Origin of the sequence: Flavobacterium aquaticum (assembly GCF_003259835.1) — a bacterium.
In the GTDB taxonomy this organism is placed as follows: Bacteria; Bacteroidota; Bacteroidia; order Flavobacteriales; family Flavobacteriaceae; genus Flavobacterium; species Flavobacterium aquaticum.
Window position 1 is genome coordinate 230,470 of sequence record NZ_QLMI01000003.1, and the last position, 20,173, is coordinate 250,642.

Here is a 20,173-nt window from a genome sequence, read left to right on the forward strand (position 1 = left end):
ATGAAAAAGATAATTTTAGCGTTTTTCATTTCAATAATTTATACAACTGTTTCCGCCCAAGTAAAGTTTGAAGCGCAAACAGAAAGAAGTTCTTATGGTTTAAACGAACGCATCCAATTGGTTTTTTCCATCAATAATGAAGGCGATAATTTTGTACCACCAAAATTTCCCGGATTTAAAGCTGAAGGACCTTTTATCAATAAAGGAAATCAAACTTCAATAACAATTGTAAATGGTAGAGTGAATCAGAAAAGAGAAATTTCTACCCAAGTAATTTATTATTTATCACCTACAAAAAAAGGAACGTTTACCATTGGTGCTGCTTCAATTGAATATGACGGAACAGTTTACAAATCTGCACCCATAAAAATCACGATTACCGATCCTATCCAAATGCCAACCTATCCTGGTCAGCAACCAACGAATGTGAATTATGGAGAAGGAATTCATTTGGTAGCCGAATTATCTACAAAAAATCCGTTTGTAAACGAACCCGTTACAGTAGTTTACAAGTTGTATTTCGAACCTCGTTCAACGGTTGGAAATTTCAGAAATTTCAAAGCACCAAAATACAATGATTTCTGGAGTCAGTATATCGACATGAAGCAATTGCGTGCAGAACGCGGAAAATACAACGGAAAAGATTTTAGTATGGTGGTGCTTCGAAAAGTGATTTTATACCCTTTAGAATCAGGCGCTAAAACCATAGAGCCTTTCAAAATCGATTTAGATGCTGAGGTACCAACAGGTCGTCGCGATTGGTTTGGCGAATACGAAATGCGCATGGTCGAAAAATCACTTTCAACAGGAACACAAACCATTAACGTAAAACCACTTCCAGAAAACGGAAAACCAGCAAGTTTTACTGGAGCTGTAGGAAATTTTGATTTCAAAGTAATACCATCAAAAACGTCTTTAAAAGCAGGTGAATCGTTAGATTTGGAAGTAAGTGTTTCGGGTAAAGGAAATTTAAAGTTATTCACCTTACCAAAACCCGTAGTTCCAAGTGCGTTAGAAATGTACGAACCATCACATACCGAAAATGTACAAACACCATTAACAGGTATGGTAGGAAAAGTTTCGGACAAATACACGATTATTCCACAGTTTAAAGGAAAATATACGATTAAACCGATGGAGTTTTCGTATTACGATTTGGCAAGTAAATCGTATAAAACCATCACATCAAAAGAAATCACAATTGATGTTGCGGAAGGTGATGCAACGTTTGTAGCCAACACACCAAGCACGAACAAACAAGCGATTCAGAAGAAAGAAGTATTTCAATTCAATAAGTTGAAAACGGAATTTGTTTCAGCTTCTAGAGAAGATTTCTTAGGTTCAGGACTATTTTATAGTCTGTTACTTGCGCCATTATTATTGATTCCGATTGTGATGATTGCTAGAAAACAAAAAGAAGCAAAAGATGCCGATGTGGTTGGAAACCGAGTTAGAAATAATAACCGATTAGTGAAGAAATATTTGTCGGAAGCCAAAAAACAAATGGGCGACAAAGTGCCGTTCTATATGGCAATGGAAAAAGCCTTACACAATTTCTTGAAAGCCAAATTACATATCGAAACCGTTGAAATGAGTAAAGACAATATCATCGAATTATTGCAACAACGAAACGCATCTGAAGAAAGTATTTCTCAATTCATGGAATTAATGAACGATTGCGAATTTGCACGATACGCTCCAGCAACCGATATTGCCATGACAAATGATTTTGAACGAGCTGTGGAACGAATTTCTGAACTTGAAAAACAATTGAAATAATGAAAAATAAATTTATACTATTCCTTTTGTTTTTGATTTCATTTGCCAATGCAAGTGAATACATCGACGCTACCTTCAAAAAAGCAAACGATTTGTATAATAAAGGCGATTACGAACAAGCATTGCAATCTTTCGAAAGCATTATAAATAAAGGCAACGAATCGGCTGATTTGTATTTTAATATTGCCAATTGTTATTACAAACTTGGAAAAGTAGCACCATCGATTTATAATTATGAAAAAGCATTGCTTTTAAACCCAGATGATCAAGCCATTCAAACGAATCTATCGTTTGCACAAAAAATGGCAATAGACGACATTAAAATACTTCCAGAAGTAGGTTTTAAGAAAATGTTGAAAGAGTTCACTAGTGTTTTTCATTATGATACTTGGGCTTGGATTGCGGTTTCTATTGCATTCCTAAGTTTACTTTCTTTTTTAGGCTATTATTTTGGAAATACGGTGTTTCTAAAACGCACTTTTTTCAGTTTGTTTTTGTTATTTTTAATTGGAATTGGAGTAACTGTTTTCTCCGCTTTTTTACAAAAGAAATTTGATGCGAATTACAATCCAGCGATCGTTTTTGCAGAAGCAACCACTTTGAAAGCCGAACCTAAAAACAGTTCGGAAGATGTGGTAACACTTCATGAAGGCACAAAAGTTTTCGTTTTAGAAGAATTAGGCAACTGGAAACAAGTAGAACTAACCGACAAAACCAAAGCGTGGATTAACAAAGAAGCGATTAAGGAAGTGAAAGAATAAAATTTTAACCAAATTTTTTGTAAGAATTTTTCATAAATCAAAAAAAAACATATATTAGCTAACAAATTTATTTAAAAGAAATTAAAATTCAACAAATTGAGAAAACACATACAACTACTATTAATCATTTTTTCATTAACCAGTTTCGCACAAGATGGAACTATTGATTCAAGTTTTAACATTCCTACAGGAGCCATAAATGGAGTTGTTAACACTATTGTAACACAAAATGATGGTAAAATGATTGTTGGAGGCGATTTTACATTCTTGAATCGTTTAGCTTTTAATAAATTAGGGCGTTTAAATACTGATGGGACTAATGATTTATCATTTAGTATTGGTTCGGGATTCGATAATACAGTGAATTTTGTACAAATACAACCAGATGGAAAACTTATTGTTGTTGGTAATTTTACCCAATATAATGGTGTTACAAAAAACAGAATAGTCCGATTAAATACAAATGGGACAATTGATCCAACATTTAATATAGGTTCGGGTTTTAATAGTGTTGTATATTCTACAAAAATACAATCCGATGGGAAAATTATTGTTGTTGGTAATTTTACCCAATATAATGGAATTACAAGAAACAGAATTGTTAGATTGAATATTGATGGAACTATAGATTCATCTTTTAATATAGGATCAGGAGCAAACAATATGGTGAATACATGTGATTTGCAACCAGATGGAAAAATTATTGTTGCCGGTAATTTTACATCTTATAATGGGGTTTCATATAGGAGAATTATCCGATTGAATAACGATGGGACTTTAGATACTACTTTTAATACAAGTACTTCTGCAAGTAGCACTATTAAAACTGTCTGTGTACAATCAGATGGTAAACTTATAATCGGTGGAGAATTCTCAACTTATAAAGGGGTGACTGTTAATCGCATTGTTAGATTAAATTCAGATAGCACTATTGATACAACCTTTAATTCTGGAACTGGATTTTTTAATTTTGTGAATACTATCGTCAGTCAAACAGATGGAAAAATATTAGTAGGTGGTTATTTTACGTCATATAATGATATTTATAAAAATAGAATTTTAAGGCTTAATAATGATGGCTCATTAGATTCTAGTTTTAATTCGAATGCTTCAATTGTTAATTCTACATCCTCAACACCTTCTTTTGTACAAACAATATCTATTCAATCTAATGGAAAAATAATATTTGGAGGTAATTTTGATTATGCAAGTAGTAATACTTATCGTAATAACATTGCCAGTATTAATGTTGATGGCAGTATTGATAATAGTTTTTTTCCTTTCATTGAGAATAGCCTCTCTTCAAACAATTCAATAAGAGCAATTGGGCTTCAATCAGATGGTAAAATAATTATAGGAGGTTTTTTTGCTTCTTACAATGGTGTTTCAGCAAATAGAATTGCTAGATTAAATACAGATGGCACTTTAGACACAACATTTAATATTGGCACAGGAGCAAATGGAGCTATACAAGACCTAAAAGTTTTATCTAATGATAAAATTGTTATTGTAGGTGATTTTACGACTTTTAATGGTATAACAAAAAATAAAGTTGCAATGCTACATTCCGATGGAACATTAGATACTTTTTTTAATGCTAGTGTAAGTCCAAGCGCAGAAACAGTTAGCGAACAAAGTAATGGTAAAATATTAATTGGAGGAGGGATACTTACTGTTAATGGACAACCAAGGGCAAAATTGGCCAGTTTAAATTTAGATGGTTCATTGGACACTTCATTTTTGTATGGTCCTTATTTAATAAATGCGGGAGCTATTAGGGATATTTTAGTTCAACCAGATGGTAAAATCTATATTTCACATGACCAAAAAGTTATTAGATTAAATTCTAATGGAACCTTAGACACTACTTTTAATTCTACAGGCGGCGGCGGCAATGGCCATATTGGTATAAATATTTCAAGACAATCCGATGGGAAAATTATTTTAGTTGGTAATTTTAAATCTTTTAATGGTGTTCCTAGTTACGGAATTGTTCGTTTAAATACTGATGGAAGTAATGATTCATCTTTTTATTTTGATTCCCCTCTTCTTTCAGCACAATCAAGATTCTTACTTAAAAGTGTTATCCAGAATGATGGAAAAATTATTTTCGTAGGTTATGATTCAATGAGCTCAGTCAGTGTAAAGAGAGTAAATTCTGACGGATCATTAGATAACACTTTTTCAGCAAACGATTCTTTGTTATTCAATGTATCTGCTGAAAATTTAGTCATACAAAATGATGGAAAAATTATAGTTTGTGGAGGATTTACTCATTATAGTTTGAATTCGGGTAATAGTATTGAAAAGCGATATATTTTACGTTTAAATAATAATTCAGGCACTTTAAGCACAACTGATTTTGATAATAATATTGAACTAAATTTATATCCTAATCCAGTAAAGGACAATCTTAATTTTAATCTTCCAATTGGGGTGAATGTATTAAGCTTTGAAGTTTTCGATTTAATTGGCAAGAAAATAGATTCAAATACTCTACAAACTAATTTTATAAATGTTAAACATTATGTTAACGGTATTTATATCCTTCATTTAAAAACAGATAAAGGGGTGTTGATTAAAAAGTTCATTAAAAATTAGTGTTCAGAATTTTGGTTTGTCAGTCTGAGCTTGTCGAAGATTTTACTCCCCACTCTCAACTTCCTTCTTCAAACTATCATACCAACCTTCAATCGTAGGATAAATTGCTTTTGAAATATTCTGAATTGGGTTATAAAATATCGAGTGCTCTTGCGTTTCTTTTGAAAGCAACATGTTGTTGATATTGATTTTCTCCAAAATAAAAAGTACTACACTCAACGCTAAAATTGTTTTCAACAAGCTAAAAATCACTCCAGCAATTTTGTTAATCCAACCTAAAAAAGCAAAATCCGCTAATTTGGTTAAAATTTTTGCGCTCAAGTGAATCCCAATCACCACCAACAAAAACGTAATGATAAAAGCTGTAATTTCAATATATTTTGGATTCCAACTTGGGAAAATTCCAGTAAAAACAGTGCCTACTAAATTTGAAAATTTAATCGCTAAATAAATCCCTAAAATTAAAGCTACAAACGAAGCAATTTCCACAAAAAGTCCGTTTTTCAAACCTTTATAAACCGCAAAACCTAATAAAACCGCAAAAACAATATCAATAAAACTCATTTGAAAGAAAATAGATGAAAGAATCAAGAACAAAGACAATAGATTGCGTAAAAAACAAAACCATCGATTATCTTTGCAAATCTAATATAGAAAGTTGGGAATAGTCTTTTTTCTTTTCTCTTTTTTCTTTCATCTATAAAACATGTCTAGAGACGAACAATTAAAACAGCGTTGGGAAAGCGTTGTCAACATATTATCAGAAAAATTTTCAGGTGGAGAAGACCTTGATTTAGAAGGAATCATCTACTTAATTGGTGTGCAAGAATTGGGAAAAATTCACGCTACTTTCAAAAAGGATGAAAAAGTAAACCTGATGCACATCGCTATTTGCCGATTGTTAGAACCTTACGGCTACTACGAATTTGAATATTTCGACAACGATGGTTGGCCACATTACAAAGTAAAAGAAGAATTGCCACCACTAAAAGCAGGCGAGCAAGCGGTACTAATGAAAGAAGCAATTGTAAGCTACTTTTTAGAGAAAGAATTAATTGACTAATTAATTTACTGTACAGACAAGTCATTGACTTGTCTCTCAAAAAAAATCCATAAATTTGCATTTTACAAAACGAGCGATGACAGAAACGATTAAAGCCCATATTGAAGAAGTAAAAGCTTTTCAAACCGATAATAAAGAACAATTAGAAGCCTTCCGAATTAAATATTTAGGAAGTAAAGGCTTGTTGAAAGACTTTTTTGCCGAATTCAAAAATGTTCCAAACGAACAAAAGAAAGAATTCGGACAAGTAATCAACGAATTGAAAACTTCGGCAGAAGAAAAGGTAAAAGCCATTCATGACGCTTTAGAAAATAAAGAAGAAGCAAAAGGAATTTACGGCGACACCACGCGTCCAGGAGAAGCGATGAACATTGGTTCACGCCATCCAATTTCTATTGTGAAAAACCAAATGATTGATATTTTTTCAACCATTGGTTTTAACGTGTCCGAAGGTCCAGAAATCGAAGACGATTGGCACAATTTTACCGCATTAAATTTACCAGAATATCATCCAGCACGAGATATGCAGGATACGTTTTTCATTCAAACCAACCCTGATGTTTTATTGCGTACGCACACTTCATCAGTGCAAGTGCGTTACATGGAAAACAATAAGCCGCCAATTCGTACAATTTCTCCAGGAAGAGTTTTCCGTAACGAGGCCGTTTCTTCGCGTTCGCACTGTATTTTCCATCAAGTGGAAGGATTATATATTGATAAAGACGTTTCGTTTGCCGATTTAAAACAGACATTGTTGTATTTCACGAAAGAAATGTTCGGAAAATCGAAAATTCGTTTACGTCCTTCGTATTTTCCATTTACAGAACCAAGTGCTGAAATTGATATTTATTGGGGATTAAAGACCGAAACCGATTACAGAATTACCAAAGGAACCGGTTGGTTAGAAATTGGTGGTTGCGGAATGGTTGATCCAAACGTATTGAAAAACTGCGGGATCAATCCAGATGAACACACAGGTTTTGCTTTCGGAATGGGAGTTGAGCGTATTGCGATGTTGTTGTACCAAATTGGTGATATCCGTATGTTTTATGAAAACGACGTTCGTTTCTTAGAGCAATTCAAATCGAGTATATAATTTAAGATTAAGTCTTAATACTTAATTCTTTAATCTTAATACTGTTTCAATGAAAAAAGACATTATCATCCCAAAAGTAGAAGGCGTTCACATTGTAGCTTTTCAAGAATGGAACGACGATTTTATGGAAAATTCTTGGTACGCTTACTTAGTAAACGACACTGATAATTTGTTGGAAATGGCTATGGTAGTTTCACGTGCTTATGGTTTAATCAATGGAGAAGAACGTAAAACGGGAACTTTTCGTCATGCGTTTGCCAAAGTAGAGCCAAGAACCGCCGTTAAAGTAGAATTGTTAGAAAACAACGTTTTACAATTGAATAACGAATTCATGTTATCGTATTTCGCAAACGGACAATTATACGATAAAACCTTCGTGTTCCGTGTAAACACCATCAACGAAAAAGCTACTGCCGATTTACCAATTATAAACAAAAGAGGCGTTTTTGCGAATTAAATTTTCGTAAATTATAATATTGAAACCACGAATGCACTGATTTTGTATTCGTGGTTTTTGTTTTCACCACATAGGAACATAGATTAACATTATAAAAGTTGAGGTATTTCATTTTACATAGTCAGCATAAGAAAACTTATATGAACTCATATATACAAAGAACTCCTTAAACTTTCTTATATGACTTATATGTTTAAAATCAACACAATCCTATTGTTACCTCAAAAAAGTGTAACGCCAAAAAATAAAATAAGAAAAACCTATGTTTCTATGTGGTAAAAACTCAAAAATAGCTTTATCCTTACAACAATTAGAAAATATTTTTACCTTTAAGAAATTTTTTCAACAACACAACATGAAACCATTTTTTATTGCTTTAGCTTTTTTAACTACTACTATTTCCCAAGCGCAAGATTACGCCAAACACGTCAACCCATTTATTGGAACTGGCGGTCACGGACATACTTTTCCTGGTGCAACTGTGCCTTACGGAATGGTGCAACTTTCTCCTGACACTAGAATCGATGGCAGTTGGGATGGCTGTGGCGGTTATCATTATTCCGATAATTTGATTTATGGATTTTCGCACACGCATTTGAATGGAACCGGTGTTTCAGATTATGGTGATATCATGTTGATGCCGACTATGGGAGAACCTTCGTTTGATAATAAAGTGTATTCTTCAACTTTTTCGCATGCCAATGAAAAAGCTTCCGCTGGATTTTACTCCGTGAAATTAGACAAACACAACATCGATGTGCGTTTAACCACTTCAACTCGTGTGGGATTTCATGAATATACGTTTAATAAAGCTGGTTTAGCTAATATTATTTTAGATTTAAGACATAGAGATAAACTTTTGGAAGGAAGAGTAAAAATAATAGATGATAAAACTATTGAAGTATTACGAAGAAGTGAAGCTTGGGCAAGAGATCAATATGTATATGCAAGGATTGAATTTAATGTTCCAATGAAGAATTCAAAAGGAATTAAAAATTCAAATGATTTAGATATACAGACATTAGCATTAAGTTTCTCAAAACAAGTCAAAAAAGGCGAAAAAATTCTCATAAAAGTATCGCTTTCACCAACCAGTTATGAAGGTGCGGAATTAAACAGTTCCGAAATCAAACATTGGGATTTCGATAAAGTACATAAAGCAGCTATTGCGCTTTGGAACAAAGAATTATCAAAAATTGAAGTTACTTCAAATGATAAAGACAAATTAGCGATTTTTTACACGGCGTTATATCACACGATGATGCAACCGAACATCGCTCAAGATTTAGACGGAAAATACCGAGGTAGAGATAATAAAATTCATGTAGCCGAAGGATTTGATTATTACACGGTATTTTCGCTTTGGGACACGTTTAGAGGCGCACATCCGTTGTATACTTTAATCGATAAAAAACGAACTGCTGATTATATTAATACCTTCATTAAACAATACGAACAAGGCGGCAGATTACCCGTTTGGGAATTAGCTTCTAATGAAACCGATTGTATGATTGGCTATCATTCCGTTTCAGTAATTGCAGATGCGATGGTAAAAGGAATTAAAGGTTTTGATTACGAAAAAGCTTTTGAAGCTAGTAAAGCTTCGGCTATGCGCGATGTTTTAGGTTTGGATGCGTACAAGAAAAACGGTTTTATTTCGATTGATGATGAACACGAAAGCGTTTCTAAAACCTTAGAATATGCTTATGACGATTGGTGTATTGCCCAAATGGCTTTACTTTTAAATAAGCAAGAAGATTACCAATATTTCATGAAGCGTTCTCAAAATTGGAAAAATATTTTCGATTGGGAAATTGGCTTTATGCGTCCAAAGAAAAATGGTGGTTGGGACAAACCTTTCGACCCAAGAGAAGTCAATAATAATTTTACCGAAGGTAATTCATGGCAATACTCGTTTTTTGTACCCCAAGATATTGAAGGCATGATTCAAGCTTATGGCGGACCTGAAAAATTTGAAGCCAAGTTAGACGAAATGTTCAACAGTGAAAGTAAAACCACAGGTAGAGAACAAGTCGATGTTACGGGTTTAATCGGACAATATGCGCATGGAAACGAACCAAGTCACCACATGGCGTATTTGTACAATTATGTTGGGAAACCAGAAAAAACGAATGCAAAAGTCAAGTATATTTTAGATAATTTTTACACAAACACACCAGATGGTTTAATTGGAAACGAAGACTGCGGACAAATGAGTGCTTGGTATGTGTTGAGTTCGATGGGGATTTATTCGGTGACCCCTGGACAGCCGAAATGGGATATTAATGAACCTTACTTAGACGCGAAAGTTAGTATCGATGGAAATAAACCAAATTATCTTCACTTACCAAATGCTAGAGGTATTTTGCCACAATTTGGTATGGAAACTATAGATAAAGTAGAGTGTCAATTAATCATTCCAGTTCCAGTAATTCAAGCGGAAAGTAAAGCGTTTAAGAGTTTCCTTGAAATAACTCTTAAACATTCTAACGAAGGAGCTATTTGGTATAGAATAATTGATAGTGATAATAAAGATCCAAAATTTATTGAGAGTACAAAAGATAAAATAATTATTACCGAATCTTCAAAAATTGAAGCATATTTTATCGGTTCAAACGGCTATACATTAGCAAAAAGCAACACCATTTCTGCAACTTTCTTCAAAAAACCAAACAATTACAGCATCAATATTAAATCGGTTTACAATCCGCAATATCACGCCGGTGGTCCGGAAGGGTTATTAGATGGTATTTTAGGAACCGAAAACTGGAGAAAAGGCGATTGGCAAGGCTACCAAAGTCAGGATTTTGAAGCGGTTGTCGATTTAAAAGAAGTGAAAAATATTACTGAAATTTCAGCACGCTTTTTACAAGACCAACGTTCTTGGATTTTAATGCCAACAAAAGTGGACTATTATGTTTCGGATGATAATCTAAATTTTACGTATTTCGGTTCGGTAAACAATACGTTAGATCCAAAATTGGAAGAAAATACAATTCTAAATTTCACATCAAACGAAATTAAAGGTAAAAAAGCACGTTATGTAAAAGTAATCGCAAAAAACTTTGGTAAATTACCAGAATGGCATCAAGGCGCTGGTGGCGATGCCTTTATTTTTATAGATGAGATTACGATAAAATAAAAGCCGAAAATTAACCGCAGATTCGCAGATTTAACCTAGTTAATCTGCGAATCTGCGGTTTAATATTGTGTTCAAATATTTAATCCTTATCAGGAAATAATAAAGAAGCGATTACAGACAAGATTAGAGCTCCACCCACAACAGATAAAGATAAACTTGTAGGAACGTGATAAAACGGCGCTATAATCATTTTAGTTCCGATAAAAGCCAAGATAAATCCTAATCCGTATTTCAATTTACTGAACATGTACATAAAGTTCGCCAAAAGGAAATACAACGAACGCAATCCTAAAATTGCAAAAATATTCGACGTGTAAAGAATAAACGGATCATCTGGAGCAATAGCAAAAATCGCAGGAATACTGTCAATCGCAAATAATAAGTCGGTAAATTCTACAATTGCGACTACTACAAACAAAGGCGTTGCTACTTTGAGTCCGTTTTCAATGGTAAAGAATTTATCGCCATCGTATTGATGAGTTACATTGAAAAATTTATAAACAAAGCGCGCACCAGGACTTTTCGTGAAATCTTTACTTCCTTCATCTTCTTCTTGACTTAATGCCGATTTAATTCCGGCAACAATCAAAATAATTCCGAAAAGGGTTAACAAGTAATTGATTTCAACCATTTGTCCAAAAAGCTTCATTTCAGGTAAATAGGTGTAATTCAACAACCAAACGCCCGCAAAAATGAATATCGCTCTAAAAACTAAAGCGCCAATTACACCCCAAAATAACACTTTGTGTTGGGCTTCTTTAGCAACATTGAAATATCCAAAAACTAAAATAAAGACAAATAAATTATCTACCGAAAGTGCTTTTTCAATCCAATAGGCACCTTGAAATTGCATGAATTTTTCGGCACCCATGTAATGGTAAATAATACCACTAAATCCCATAGCAAGTGAAATCCAAATTACCGACCAAATAGCCGCCTCACGATTGGAAATCACGTGACCTTTTTTGTTTAAAACCCCTAAATCTAATACCAACATGGCAATGATGGTAATGGTAAAAGCCATAATAATTCCAGGATGATCGATTAAATGATCAATTGCACCTGTTTTTAATGAAAATAGCATGTGTTAATTTAATTTTTCTGTTAAGGCTTTGAAAACGGTTTTAGCGTCTTTGTTTTCGTATAAAATTTCGTAAACCGCATCGATAATTGGAGTGTCAGCTCCGTATTCTTTATTTAATTTATAGGCACTTTTTACAGCGTAATATCCTTCAGCCACCATACTCATTTCCATTTGTGCTGATTTTACAGTGTAACCTTTTCCAATCATGTTTCCAAACATTCTATTTCGAGAAAATACGGAATATCCAGTTACTAATAAATCGCCCAAATAAGCCGAATTATTAATATTTCGTTTCATTTTGTGCACTTTACGAATGAATTTTTTCATTTCGCGAATTCCGTTACTCATTAAAACTGCTTGGAAGTTATCGCCATAACCTAAACCATGTGCAATTCCGGCTGCAATAGCGTAAATATTTTTTAAAACGGCTGCATATTCGGTTCCAATGATATCATCAGAAGTTTTGGCTTTGATGTAGTGTGAACTCAGATTTTTAGCCACATATTTTGCTTTTTTTCTATCACTACAAGCGATAGTTAGATATGATAAACGTTCCATAGCCACTTCTTCCGCGTGACACGGACCTGTGATAACGCCAATATTTTCAAATGGAATATCGTATTTGGTATGAAAATGTTCTCCAACAATTAAGCTCGATTCAGGAACAATTCCTTTAATGGCTGAAAAAATGATTTTTCCTTTCAAACTTTCAGTTAAACTTTCCAATTCTTTGCTCAAAAAAGCTGACGGAACCACAAAAATAACGTAATCAGCATAAGCCACCGCTTCGTTGATATCGTTGGTAAGTTTTAATTTATTGGTGTCAAACGCAACCGAACTCAAGTAGTTTGGATTGTGTTTTTGATGTTTTAAATGCTCAATAGCATAAGTACTTCGCATGTACCAAGCAATTTCGTCTTGATTTTCACAAAGCATTTTCGCAATTGCAGTAGCCCAACTTCCTCCTCCAATGACGGCAAATTTTGGCTTTTTTTCCATTTTACGATTTAATTTAGAACATCAAAAATAGGCATTTAAAAAGGATTTACAAAAAACGTTTGCGAAACTCTTTTTAATACAAAGGCACGAAGAAAAACTCCGTGCCTTTATTATGATGAATACGTATTTTTTAATAACTCATTTCTACAATAGCTCTCACTTTTTCAAGTGTGATGTTTTGCTTTTCACCCATGGCTTTCCAACCTCTTTCTTCGAAACGATTTACGATGAAATCAGCTGTTTTTTCGATGTTTTCTGCGTTTTCAGAAATTTTGGTTTTCATGCCCATTTTGTGGAAGAACTCAACCGTTTTTTCAATCGCTTTTTCTGCAATTTCTTCCGTTGAATTACCTTGAATGTTCCAAACGCGTTGTCCGTATTGTGCTAATTTTTCTTTTTTCGTATCGAACATGACGCGGTACAAGTTAGGTCCAATAATAGCCAAGGTTCTTGCATGATCAATTTCGTATAAAGCGGTTAATTCATGACCAATCATGTGTGTTGCCCAATCCGAAGGAACTCCTTTTTGAATCAAGCCATTCAATGCCATGGTTGCACTCCAAACAAAGTTAGAAGCCAATTTATAATCAGTTGGATTTTCTACTACATCTGGACCAATTTCAATTAGCGTTTGTAAAATGCTTTCTGAAATTCGGTCTTGTAATAAAGCATCGTGTGTATAGGTTAAATATTGCTCCATAACGTGCGTGAAGGCATCCACAACACCGTTTTGTAATTGTCTTTTTGGTAAAGAAGTAATTACTGTTGGATCAACAATGGAGAATACTGGAAACAAAGCACTTCCTCCTAACGTTAGTTTTTCTTGTGTAGCTTCAATTGTAACTACTGCACCCGAATTCATTTCTGAACCTGTAGCTGGTAATGTTAAAACCGTTCCAAAAGGAATTACTGTGGCAACATCTTTGAATAAAATACGTTTTTTCAAGATATCGGCTTCGTCACCTTCAAAATTAACAGCAGCAGAAATAAATTTCACACCATCAATGACACTTCCGCCACCAACAGCTAAGATGAAACCAATTTTTTCAGCACGAATAATTTCAACGGCTTTCATTAAAGTTTCAAAACGTGGGTTTGGTTCGATGCCACCAAATTCCACAATATCGTGATTCGGCAAAGCCGCTTTTACTTGGTCATAAACACCATTTTTGAAGATACTTCCACCTCCATAAGCTAGCAGAATTTTAGTATTTGTTGGAACTAAATCAGTTAGTTTTGCAATTTGTCCTTTTCCAAAGACATAATTTACCGGATTGTATAATTCGAAGTTTAGCATAACATTTTATTTTTTTAAGATACAAAGTTACGCAATGGGATTGGTAACGAATGGTAAAGGAATGTTAAGAGATGTTTTTATTACTTTCAAACTTTCCTTTGAAGTAATTCAAATTTTTTAAAATATTATCTTTATCACTTTGAAAACTAAACAAACTATAGACTTTTTTACCTTTTGATTTTGAAAAAATTATCAGTTCATAGTAAGTAATATATTTATTTGGTTTTACTAACGCACCAAAATCATATATATCATCCCATTCAAATTTGATGTTTTCGATTTCAAAGCCAGACAGGTTAATTTTTATCAACTTACTTTTTCTGAATTTTAAATAAACAAGATTTGCAATCATTCCAATTCCTGAAAAAATTAAAATTGGAATAAAATTATCACTGTCTTTAAATCTCAAACATATTAAAACAATTGCTAATCCAATTATTATTAATGTTCCATTATTTGATTTTTTTGTATCAAAAATAATTTCTTCTTTTTCAGTTGTTGAAACACCAAATTCAGTTGAACGCAAAAAGTAATCTTTATTGAAAAGTTTATCTTTTATTGAGTTATCTTTTTTGGGTAAATTTTCGATTTGTTTTTCAAAATCAGTATTCATATTCTATTTAAGTTTACTTCTTATAAAACAAATTATGTTCCACATATTCCCAAACTTTATTCGTTAACATTGGAACTACATTTTTACCGTTTTTAATGCTTTCGCGAATGAAGGTAGAAGATAATTCAATTACAGGCGCACCCACTCGGTGAATTTTTGGATGATTTATGAATTGCTCGTCAATTTCACCTGAATTTAATCGCGGATAGACATAAATATTGTGGTTTTGCAAAATGACTTCGTAGTTTTTCCATTTGTGGAGCGAGTTCAAATTGTCTTCTCCCATGATTAACGAAAATTCGTTTTTAGGGAATTTTTCTTGTAAGTGCGCTAAGGTATTTACGGTATAATTCGGTTGCGGTAATTTGAATTCAATATCCGAAGGTTGGATTTTTGGGTAATCTTCCGTTGCCAAATGTACCATATGCAAACGATGATAATCATCTAACAACGAACTTTTTTGCTTGTGCGGATTGTGCGGGGTAACCACCATCCAAATTTGATCCAAATCAGAATGCTCTGCCATGTGATTGGCAATAATTAAATGCCCAATGTGAATGGGATTAAACGTTCCGAAATAAAGACCTATTTTCATTTTCAAACACTAATTTCACTAATTATCACGAATTCAAAATAATTAAATTTCACAAAATTTGTGCTAATTCGTGGAATTCGTGTTGATGAATTTTTTCACTAACTGATATGCATCTTCTTTTGCCACATCTAAATCATAATTTTTGATGATGGTGTCAAATTGTGGTGCAGTTGCTAATTCTACTGATGCTTTTGCGATACGCATGTTGATTTTGTCTTCACTTTCGGTAGAACGTTGTTTTAGGCGACGTTTTAATTCGTCAACGCTTGGTGGTTTTACGAAAACCGCTAACGTTTCGTTTGGAAATTTGCTTTTAATACGCAATCCGCCCGCAACATCAATATCAAAAATTACGTGTTTTCCTAAAGACCAGATGCGTTCTACTTCGGTTTTTAAAGTACCGTAGAAATTATCGGTGTAGACTTCTTCCCATTCTACGAAATCTTCCGCTTTAATATGCTTTTTGAATTCGTCCCATGAGATGAAATAATAATCTTTCCCATCTACTTCTTCGCCACGAGGTGCACGCGTTGTACACGAAATCGAAAATTCTAAATTCAAATCGGGTTGGGCTAATAAATGTCTTACTATAGTGGTTTTTCCTGAACCTGATGGCGCAGAGAATACTAATAATTTTCCTTTGGTCATTGTGTTGTTATTTTTGCCACGGATTAAGGGATTATAACGATTTTAATCCGTGAAAATTTGTGTAATCTGTGGCTTAAACTATAAAACGTTTAATACTTGCTCCTTAATCTTTTCCAATTCATCTTTCATCATCACCACCAATTTTTGCATTTCGGTATGATTCGATTTTGAACCCATGGTATTGATTTCTCTTCCCATTTCTTGCGTGATGAAACCTAATTTTCTTCCGTTAGCTTCTGTTCCGTTTAAGGTTTCTAAGAAATAGTTCAAATGGTTGCCCAAACGTACTTTTTCTTCAGTAATGTCGTATTTTTCTAGATAAAAAATCAATTCTTGTTCGAAACGATTTTCATCTACATTGACTTTTAATTCATCTAAAGTAGTACGTAAACGAGTTTTTACGGTTTCAACGCGTTCAGCATCGTAAGAAACGGCTTCGTTCATTAAATTATTGATGTTGGCAATTCTTAATTGGAATTCTTTTTCTAAGGAAGCGCCTTCATCTTTTCTAAAATTCGCGATGTTTTCCAACGCTTCATCAATCACGGTTTGGATTTGTTTCCATTCGTTTTCATCGATTTCGTCGCGCTCGGTTTTTAAAGCATCGGGCATACGAACTGCCATTTTCATTAATTCCGTTTCGTCAGCATTTGGAATTACGGCTTTCATTTGGTTAATGTACCCTTTCACAATCGGCACATTGATTTTTGAAGTGGTTTCTTCGCCAGTTACTTCAACATAAAGCGAAAAATCAACCTTTCCACGCTCTAAACGTTGCGAAATTTGATTGCGTAAACCCAATTCCATTTCACGAAAAACCGATGGCATTCGTGTATTTAAGTCTAAACCTTTACTGTTTAGCGATTTGATTTCTACGGTAATTTTTTTGGTTGGTAATTGCAAAGATGCTTTCCCAAAACCCGTCATGGAGTGTATCATACGTTATAAAAATGTCTTCAAAGATAATAAAAAGTTTTCAGTCGCAGTCGCAGTTTTCGGTACTACACTGAGACTGTCAACTGAGACTGCCTACTTTTTCTGGGTTACCAAATAAACCCCAACAAATATCAATACAGCTGAAATTAATTTCACCAAACTCAAATCGTCTTTTCCTAAACTCACGGCGAAAATAGTAGCGAAAAGTGGTTGTAAATAGATGAAAACCGCAACAGTTGTGGGTTTTAGTTCGCGCATCGAAACTAAATTCAACAAATAGGTTAAGAAAGTTGAAAACACTACTACAAAACCAATTTTCCAGATGATATCTGTTGGTAAATTAGCAAAATCTACGGCTTGAAATTCGTTCCAACCAAAAGGCAATACCATCAAAAAACCAAAAGTATAAATCCATTTCACAAAAGTGAAGGCGTTGTATTTATCCATTAATTTCTTTACGATAATAAGGTAAAATCCGTAAGAAACAGCATTTACAAAAACCAATAAATTTCCTAATGAAGCGTTTGTAGCGTTTACTAACGATTTTCCGTAAAGAATCAACGTTATCGTTCCGGCTAAGCCTAAAATGATTCCTAAAACTTTTCTGTTTTCCATGCGTTCTTTCATGATGAATGCGGATAAAACGAGGACAATCATGGGCGTGGTTACCATTAAAACGGCTCCCATAATGGGCGAAGTATAACTCAATCCTTTGAAAAAAGTCAGCATATTGAAGGCTACTCCGAAGAACGCAGCAGCAACAATTCGAGGAAAATCTTCTTTGGCGATTTTTTCTTTTGGTCCAAAAAAGGAAATCAACCAAAATAATAAAACCGAACCACCAACACGCATGACGATGAATCCGAAAGCATCGACATATTTTGGCATTACATCTTTGGCAATCGTAAAAGTTACGCCGTAAATGATGGAAACTAGGGTAGCGGCAACTAATGCCCAACTTCTTTTAGACACTTTGAAGAGCTTTTGTTAGTTTAAGTATATTAGGTTGCGTGTTCCCGATAAAAATTTCATTATTAAAAATAACAACGGGACGACTCAAAAACGTGTAATGTTCTAAAAGATATTTTTTGAAATCGGCTTCGGTAAGATTTTTATCTTTTAACCCTAATGATTTATACAATTGTGCTTTTTTACTGAAAAGCGCTTCGTAACTTCCCGAAAGTTGGTACATTTCTTCTAAATCGCTTTCCGAAATTGGATTTTGACGAATATCAATAAACGTCAACTTATCAGTATTGGGTAACGATTTGATGATTTTTCGGCACGTATCACACGAAGCCAAATAGTATATTTTGTTCATTTTGATGTTTTTCAATTTCTGATGCAAAAATACAGCCTTTTGAATTCTAAAAATCAGTAATTTTATAAAAAAAATTAGACATGGACGCAACTTTTAGAATTTGGGAAACCAGCAGAAATATTTATTTGAAGTTTTTTGATAATTATTCATTAGAACAACTCAATACAATTCCGGCAGGAATGAGTAATAATTTGATTTGGAATTTGGGACACGTTGTAGTTTCGCAACAGAAATTGGTTTACGCTTTATCAGGTTTACCAATGCATATTCCAGATTCGCTTTTTGAGAAATATCAAAATGGATCGCGTCCAGATGGAAAAACTACTCAAGCTGAAGTAGATGAAATCAAGAAATTACTATCAGAAATAGTTGAAAAAACGAAATCCGATTTTGAAGCTGGAATTTTCAAAGAATTTCATCCGTATCAGACAAAAACTGGGTTTCATTTAGGAACTTGGAAAGAAGCGATGGAGTTCAATAATTATCACGAAGGCATTCATTTAGGAATAATGATGTCGATTAAAAAGCATATTTAGCGAATTGTTAACGATTCGAAAAGTAGCATCAACCAACTTTTATTTACCTTTGTAAAAATTTTTAAAAAATGAAATTCAATACAAAAACGATACATGGTGGGCAACATCATGAAAAAGTAACTGGAGCTGTAATGCCACCGGTATTTCAAACTTCGACTTATGTACAATCAAGTCCAGGGAAACCAATTGGTGATTATGAATACAGTAGAGCAGCAAACCCAACGAGAACGGCTTTAGAAGATGCTTTAGCAAGTATCGAAAATGGAGCAAGAGGTTTAGCTTTTTCTTCGGGATTAGCAGCAACCGATTGTTTGTTACGTATGTTTAAAGCAGGTGACGAAATCATCGCTATGGACGATTTGTACGGTGGAACTTATAGATTGTTCACAAGATTATATAAAGATAGTGGGATCAAATTTCATTTTGTGGATATGAATGATTTGGAAAAATTCCAATCGTTAATCAATGAAAACACGAAATTGGTTTGGGTGGAAACACCAACAAATCCATTAATGAAATTGGCGGATATTGCTGCGATTGCTCAAATCACAAAAAAGCATAATATTTTGTTTGCTGTAGACAATACTTTTGCAACGCCATATTTACAAAAACCATTGGATTTAGGTGCTGATATTGTAATGCATTCGGCTACTAAATATTTAGGTGGACATTCAGATGTTATTGCTGGTGCTTTAATTATCAAAGACAAAGCATTAGGAGAAGAATTACACTTCAAACAATTTGCAACAGGAGCAACTTTAGGACCGATGGATTCTTTCTTGGTGTTAAGAGGAATCAAAACTTTACATTTACGTGTACAACGTCATTGCGAAAATGGTGAGAAAGTAGCGGAATATTTAGATAATCATCCTTTAGTGGAAAGAGTGTATTATCCAGGTTTAGCATCACATCCATTTCATGAAATTGCTAAAAAGCAAATGAGTGGTTTTGGAGGAATGGTAACCTTTACTTTCAAATCAGGTAAAAAAGAAGATGCGATTAAATTCTTAGAAAATTTAAAAGTATTCACTTTAGCAGAATCTTTAGGTGGAGTGGAATCGTTAGCGAATCATCCAGCTTTAATGACACACGCTTCTATTCCAGAAGATAAAAGAAAAGAAGTGGGTATTTCAGATGATTTAGTTCGTTTGAGTGTAGGAATTGAAGATATCGAAGATTTATTAGCCGATTTAGAACAAGCTTTAAATAATAGAAACTAAAACAAAAAATCCCGATTCAAACGAA

General features: G+C 33.7%; 19 protein-coding genes. 9 read left to right on the top strand and 10 right to left on the bottom strand.

The genetic code is table 11. The features are described 5' to 3' along the window. The 3 genes from B0I03_RS06150 to B0I03_RS06160 all read left to right on the top strand — a co-directional run bounded on the left by B0I03_RS06150 (position 1) and on the right by B0I03_RS06160 (position 5,141). A complete protein-coding gene (locus tag B0I03_RS06150; RefSeq protein WP_111566581.1) occupies positions 1-1,779 on the top strand; it encodes a BatD family protein in 1,779 nt (592 codons plus the stop codon). Continuing rightward, positions 1,779-2,540, top strand: coding sequence for a tetratricopeptide repeat protein (locus B0I03_RS06155; protein WP_111566582.1), 762 nt, complete (start codon positions 1,779-1,781; stop codon positions 2,538-2,540). Before B0I03_RS06150 ends, B0I03_RS06155 begins: the two co-directional genes overlap by 1 nt. 96 nt (positions 2,541-2,636) lie before the next feature. Then, on the top strand, positions 2,637-5,141 hold the full coding sequence (locus tag B0I03_RS06160) for a T9SS type A sorting domain-containing protein (RefSeq protein ID WP_111566583.1): 2,505 nt from the start codon (positions 2,637-2,639) through the stop codon (positions 5,139-5,141). 42 nt (positions 5,142-5,183) lie between these two features. On the opposite strand, the gene B0I03_RS06165 is transcribed toward B0I03_RS06160, so the two are convergent. Beyond that, complete coding sequence (locus B0I03_RS06165; protein ID WP_111566584.1) at positions 5,184-5,705, bottom strand: CvpA family protein; 522 nt, start codon at positions 5,703-5,705, stop codon at positions 5,184-5,186. A 142-nt stretch (positions 5,706-5,847) separates the two neighbouring features. Here B0I03_RS06165 and B0I03_RS06170 point away from each other — a divergent pair, with 142 nt between their 5' ends. The 4 genes from B0I03_RS06170 (at position 5,848) to B0I03_RS06185 (ending at position 10,899) form a co-directional block, all read left to right on the top strand. Continuing rightward, positions 5,848-6,204 carry a hypothetical protein gene (locus B0I03_RS06170; RefSeq protein ID WP_111566585.1) on the top strand — a complete coding sequence of 119 codons (357 nt, stop codon included), beginning with the start codon at positions 5,848-5,850 and terminating at the stop codon, positions 6,202-6,204. Positions 6,205-6,280: 76 nt separating this feature from the next. Continuing rightward, positions 6,281-7,300, top strand: a complete 1,020-nt coding sequence (pheS, locus tag B0I03_RS06175; RefSeq protein WP_111566586.1) for a phenylalanine--tRNA ligase subunit alpha — start codon at positions 6,281-6,283, stop codon at positions 7,298-7,300. Positions 7,301-7,349: 49 nt separating this feature from the next. Continuing rightward, positions 7,350-7,757, top strand: a complete 408-nt coding sequence (locus B0I03_RS06180; protein ID WP_111566587.1) for a hypothetical protein — start codon at positions 7,350-7,352, stop codon at positions 7,755-7,757. 355 nt (positions 7,758-8,112) lie between these two features. Beyond that, the gene (locus tag B0I03_RS06185; protein WP_111566588.1) at positions 8,113-10,899 is read left to right on the top strand and encodes a GH92 family glycosyl hydrolase; all 2,787 of its coding nucleotides are present in this window, start codon (positions 8,113-8,115) and stop codon (positions 10,897-10,899) included. Positions 10,900-10,978: 79 nt separating this feature from the next. On the opposite strand, the gene B0I03_RS06190 is transcribed toward B0I03_RS06185, so the two are convergent. The 9 genes from B0I03_RS06190 to B0I03_RS06230 form a co-directional block, all read right to left on the bottom strand. Further along, on the bottom strand, positions 10,979-11,956 hold the full coding sequence (locus tag B0I03_RS06190; RefSeq protein ID WP_111566709.1) for a TerC family protein: 978 nt from the start codon (positions 11,954-11,956) through the stop codon (positions 10,979-10,981). A gap of 30 nt (positions 11,957-11,986) precedes the next feature. Next, complete coding sequence (locus B0I03_RS06195) at positions 11,987-12,982, bottom strand: NAD(P)H-dependent glycerol-3-phosphate dehydrogenase (protein ID WP_111566589.1); 996 nt, start codon at positions 12,980-12,982, stop codon at positions 11,987-11,989. Between the two features lie 130 nt (positions 12,983-13,112). Then, positions 13,113-14,279, bottom strand: coding sequence for an iron-containing alcohol dehydrogenase (locus B0I03_RS06200; protein WP_111566590.1), 1,167 nt, complete (start codon positions 14,277-14,279; stop codon positions 13,113-13,115). Positions 14,280-14,343: 64 nt separating this feature from the next. Next, entirely contained in the window at positions 14,344-14,892 is a 549-nt protein-coding gene (locus B0I03_RS06205; RefSeq protein WP_111566591.1) for a hypothetical protein, read from the bottom strand. Between the two features lie 13 nt (positions 14,893-14,905). Then, positions 14,906-15,487, bottom strand: coding sequence for a nicotinate (nicotinamide) nucleotide adenylyltransferase (gene nadD, locus B0I03_RS06210; protein ID WP_111566592.1), 582 nt, complete (start codon positions 15,485-15,487; stop codon positions 14,906-14,908). A 63-nt stretch (positions 15,488-15,550) separates the two neighbouring features. Further along, positions 15,551-16,135, bottom strand: a complete 585-nt coding sequence (gene gmk / locus B0I03_RS06215; RefSeq protein ID WP_111566593.1) for a guanylate kinase — start codon at positions 16,133-16,135, stop codon at positions 15,551-15,553. 78 nt (positions 16,136-16,213) lie between these two features. Further along, complete coding sequence (locus B0I03_RS06220) at positions 16,214-17,074, bottom strand: YicC/YloC family endoribonuclease (protein ID WP_111566594.1); 861 nt, start codon at positions 17,072-17,074, stop codon at positions 16,214-16,216. A gap of 90 nt (positions 17,075-17,164) precedes the next feature. Beyond that, positions 17,165-18,043: a DMT family transporter gene (locus tag B0I03_RS06225; RefSeq protein WP_111566595.1), complete on the bottom strand. Its 879-nt coding sequence runs from the start codon at positions 18,041-18,043 to the stop codon at positions 17,165-17,167. After that, positions 18,036-18,392: an arsenate reductase family protein gene (locus tag B0I03_RS06230; protein ID WP_111566596.1), complete on the bottom strand. Its 357-nt coding sequence runs from the start codon at positions 18,390-18,392 to the stop codon at positions 18,036-18,038. Before B0I03_RS06230 ends, B0I03_RS06225 begins: the two co-directional genes overlap by 8 nt. 80 nt (positions 18,393-18,472) lie before the next feature. Here B0I03_RS06230 and B0I03_RS06235 point away from each other — a divergent pair, with 80 nt between their 5' ends. Next, complete coding sequence (locus B0I03_RS06235; RefSeq protein WP_111566597.1) at positions 18,473-18,928, top strand: DinB family protein; 456 nt, start codon at positions 18,473-18,475, stop codon at positions 18,926-18,928. Positions 18,929-18,996: 68 nt separating this feature from the next. Continuing rightward, entirely contained in the window at positions 18,997-20,148 is a 1,152-nt protein-coding gene (locus B0I03_RS06240; protein WP_111566598.1) for a cystathionine gamma-synthase, read from the top strand. The last annotated feature ends 25 nt before the right edge of the window (positions 20,149-20,173 follow it).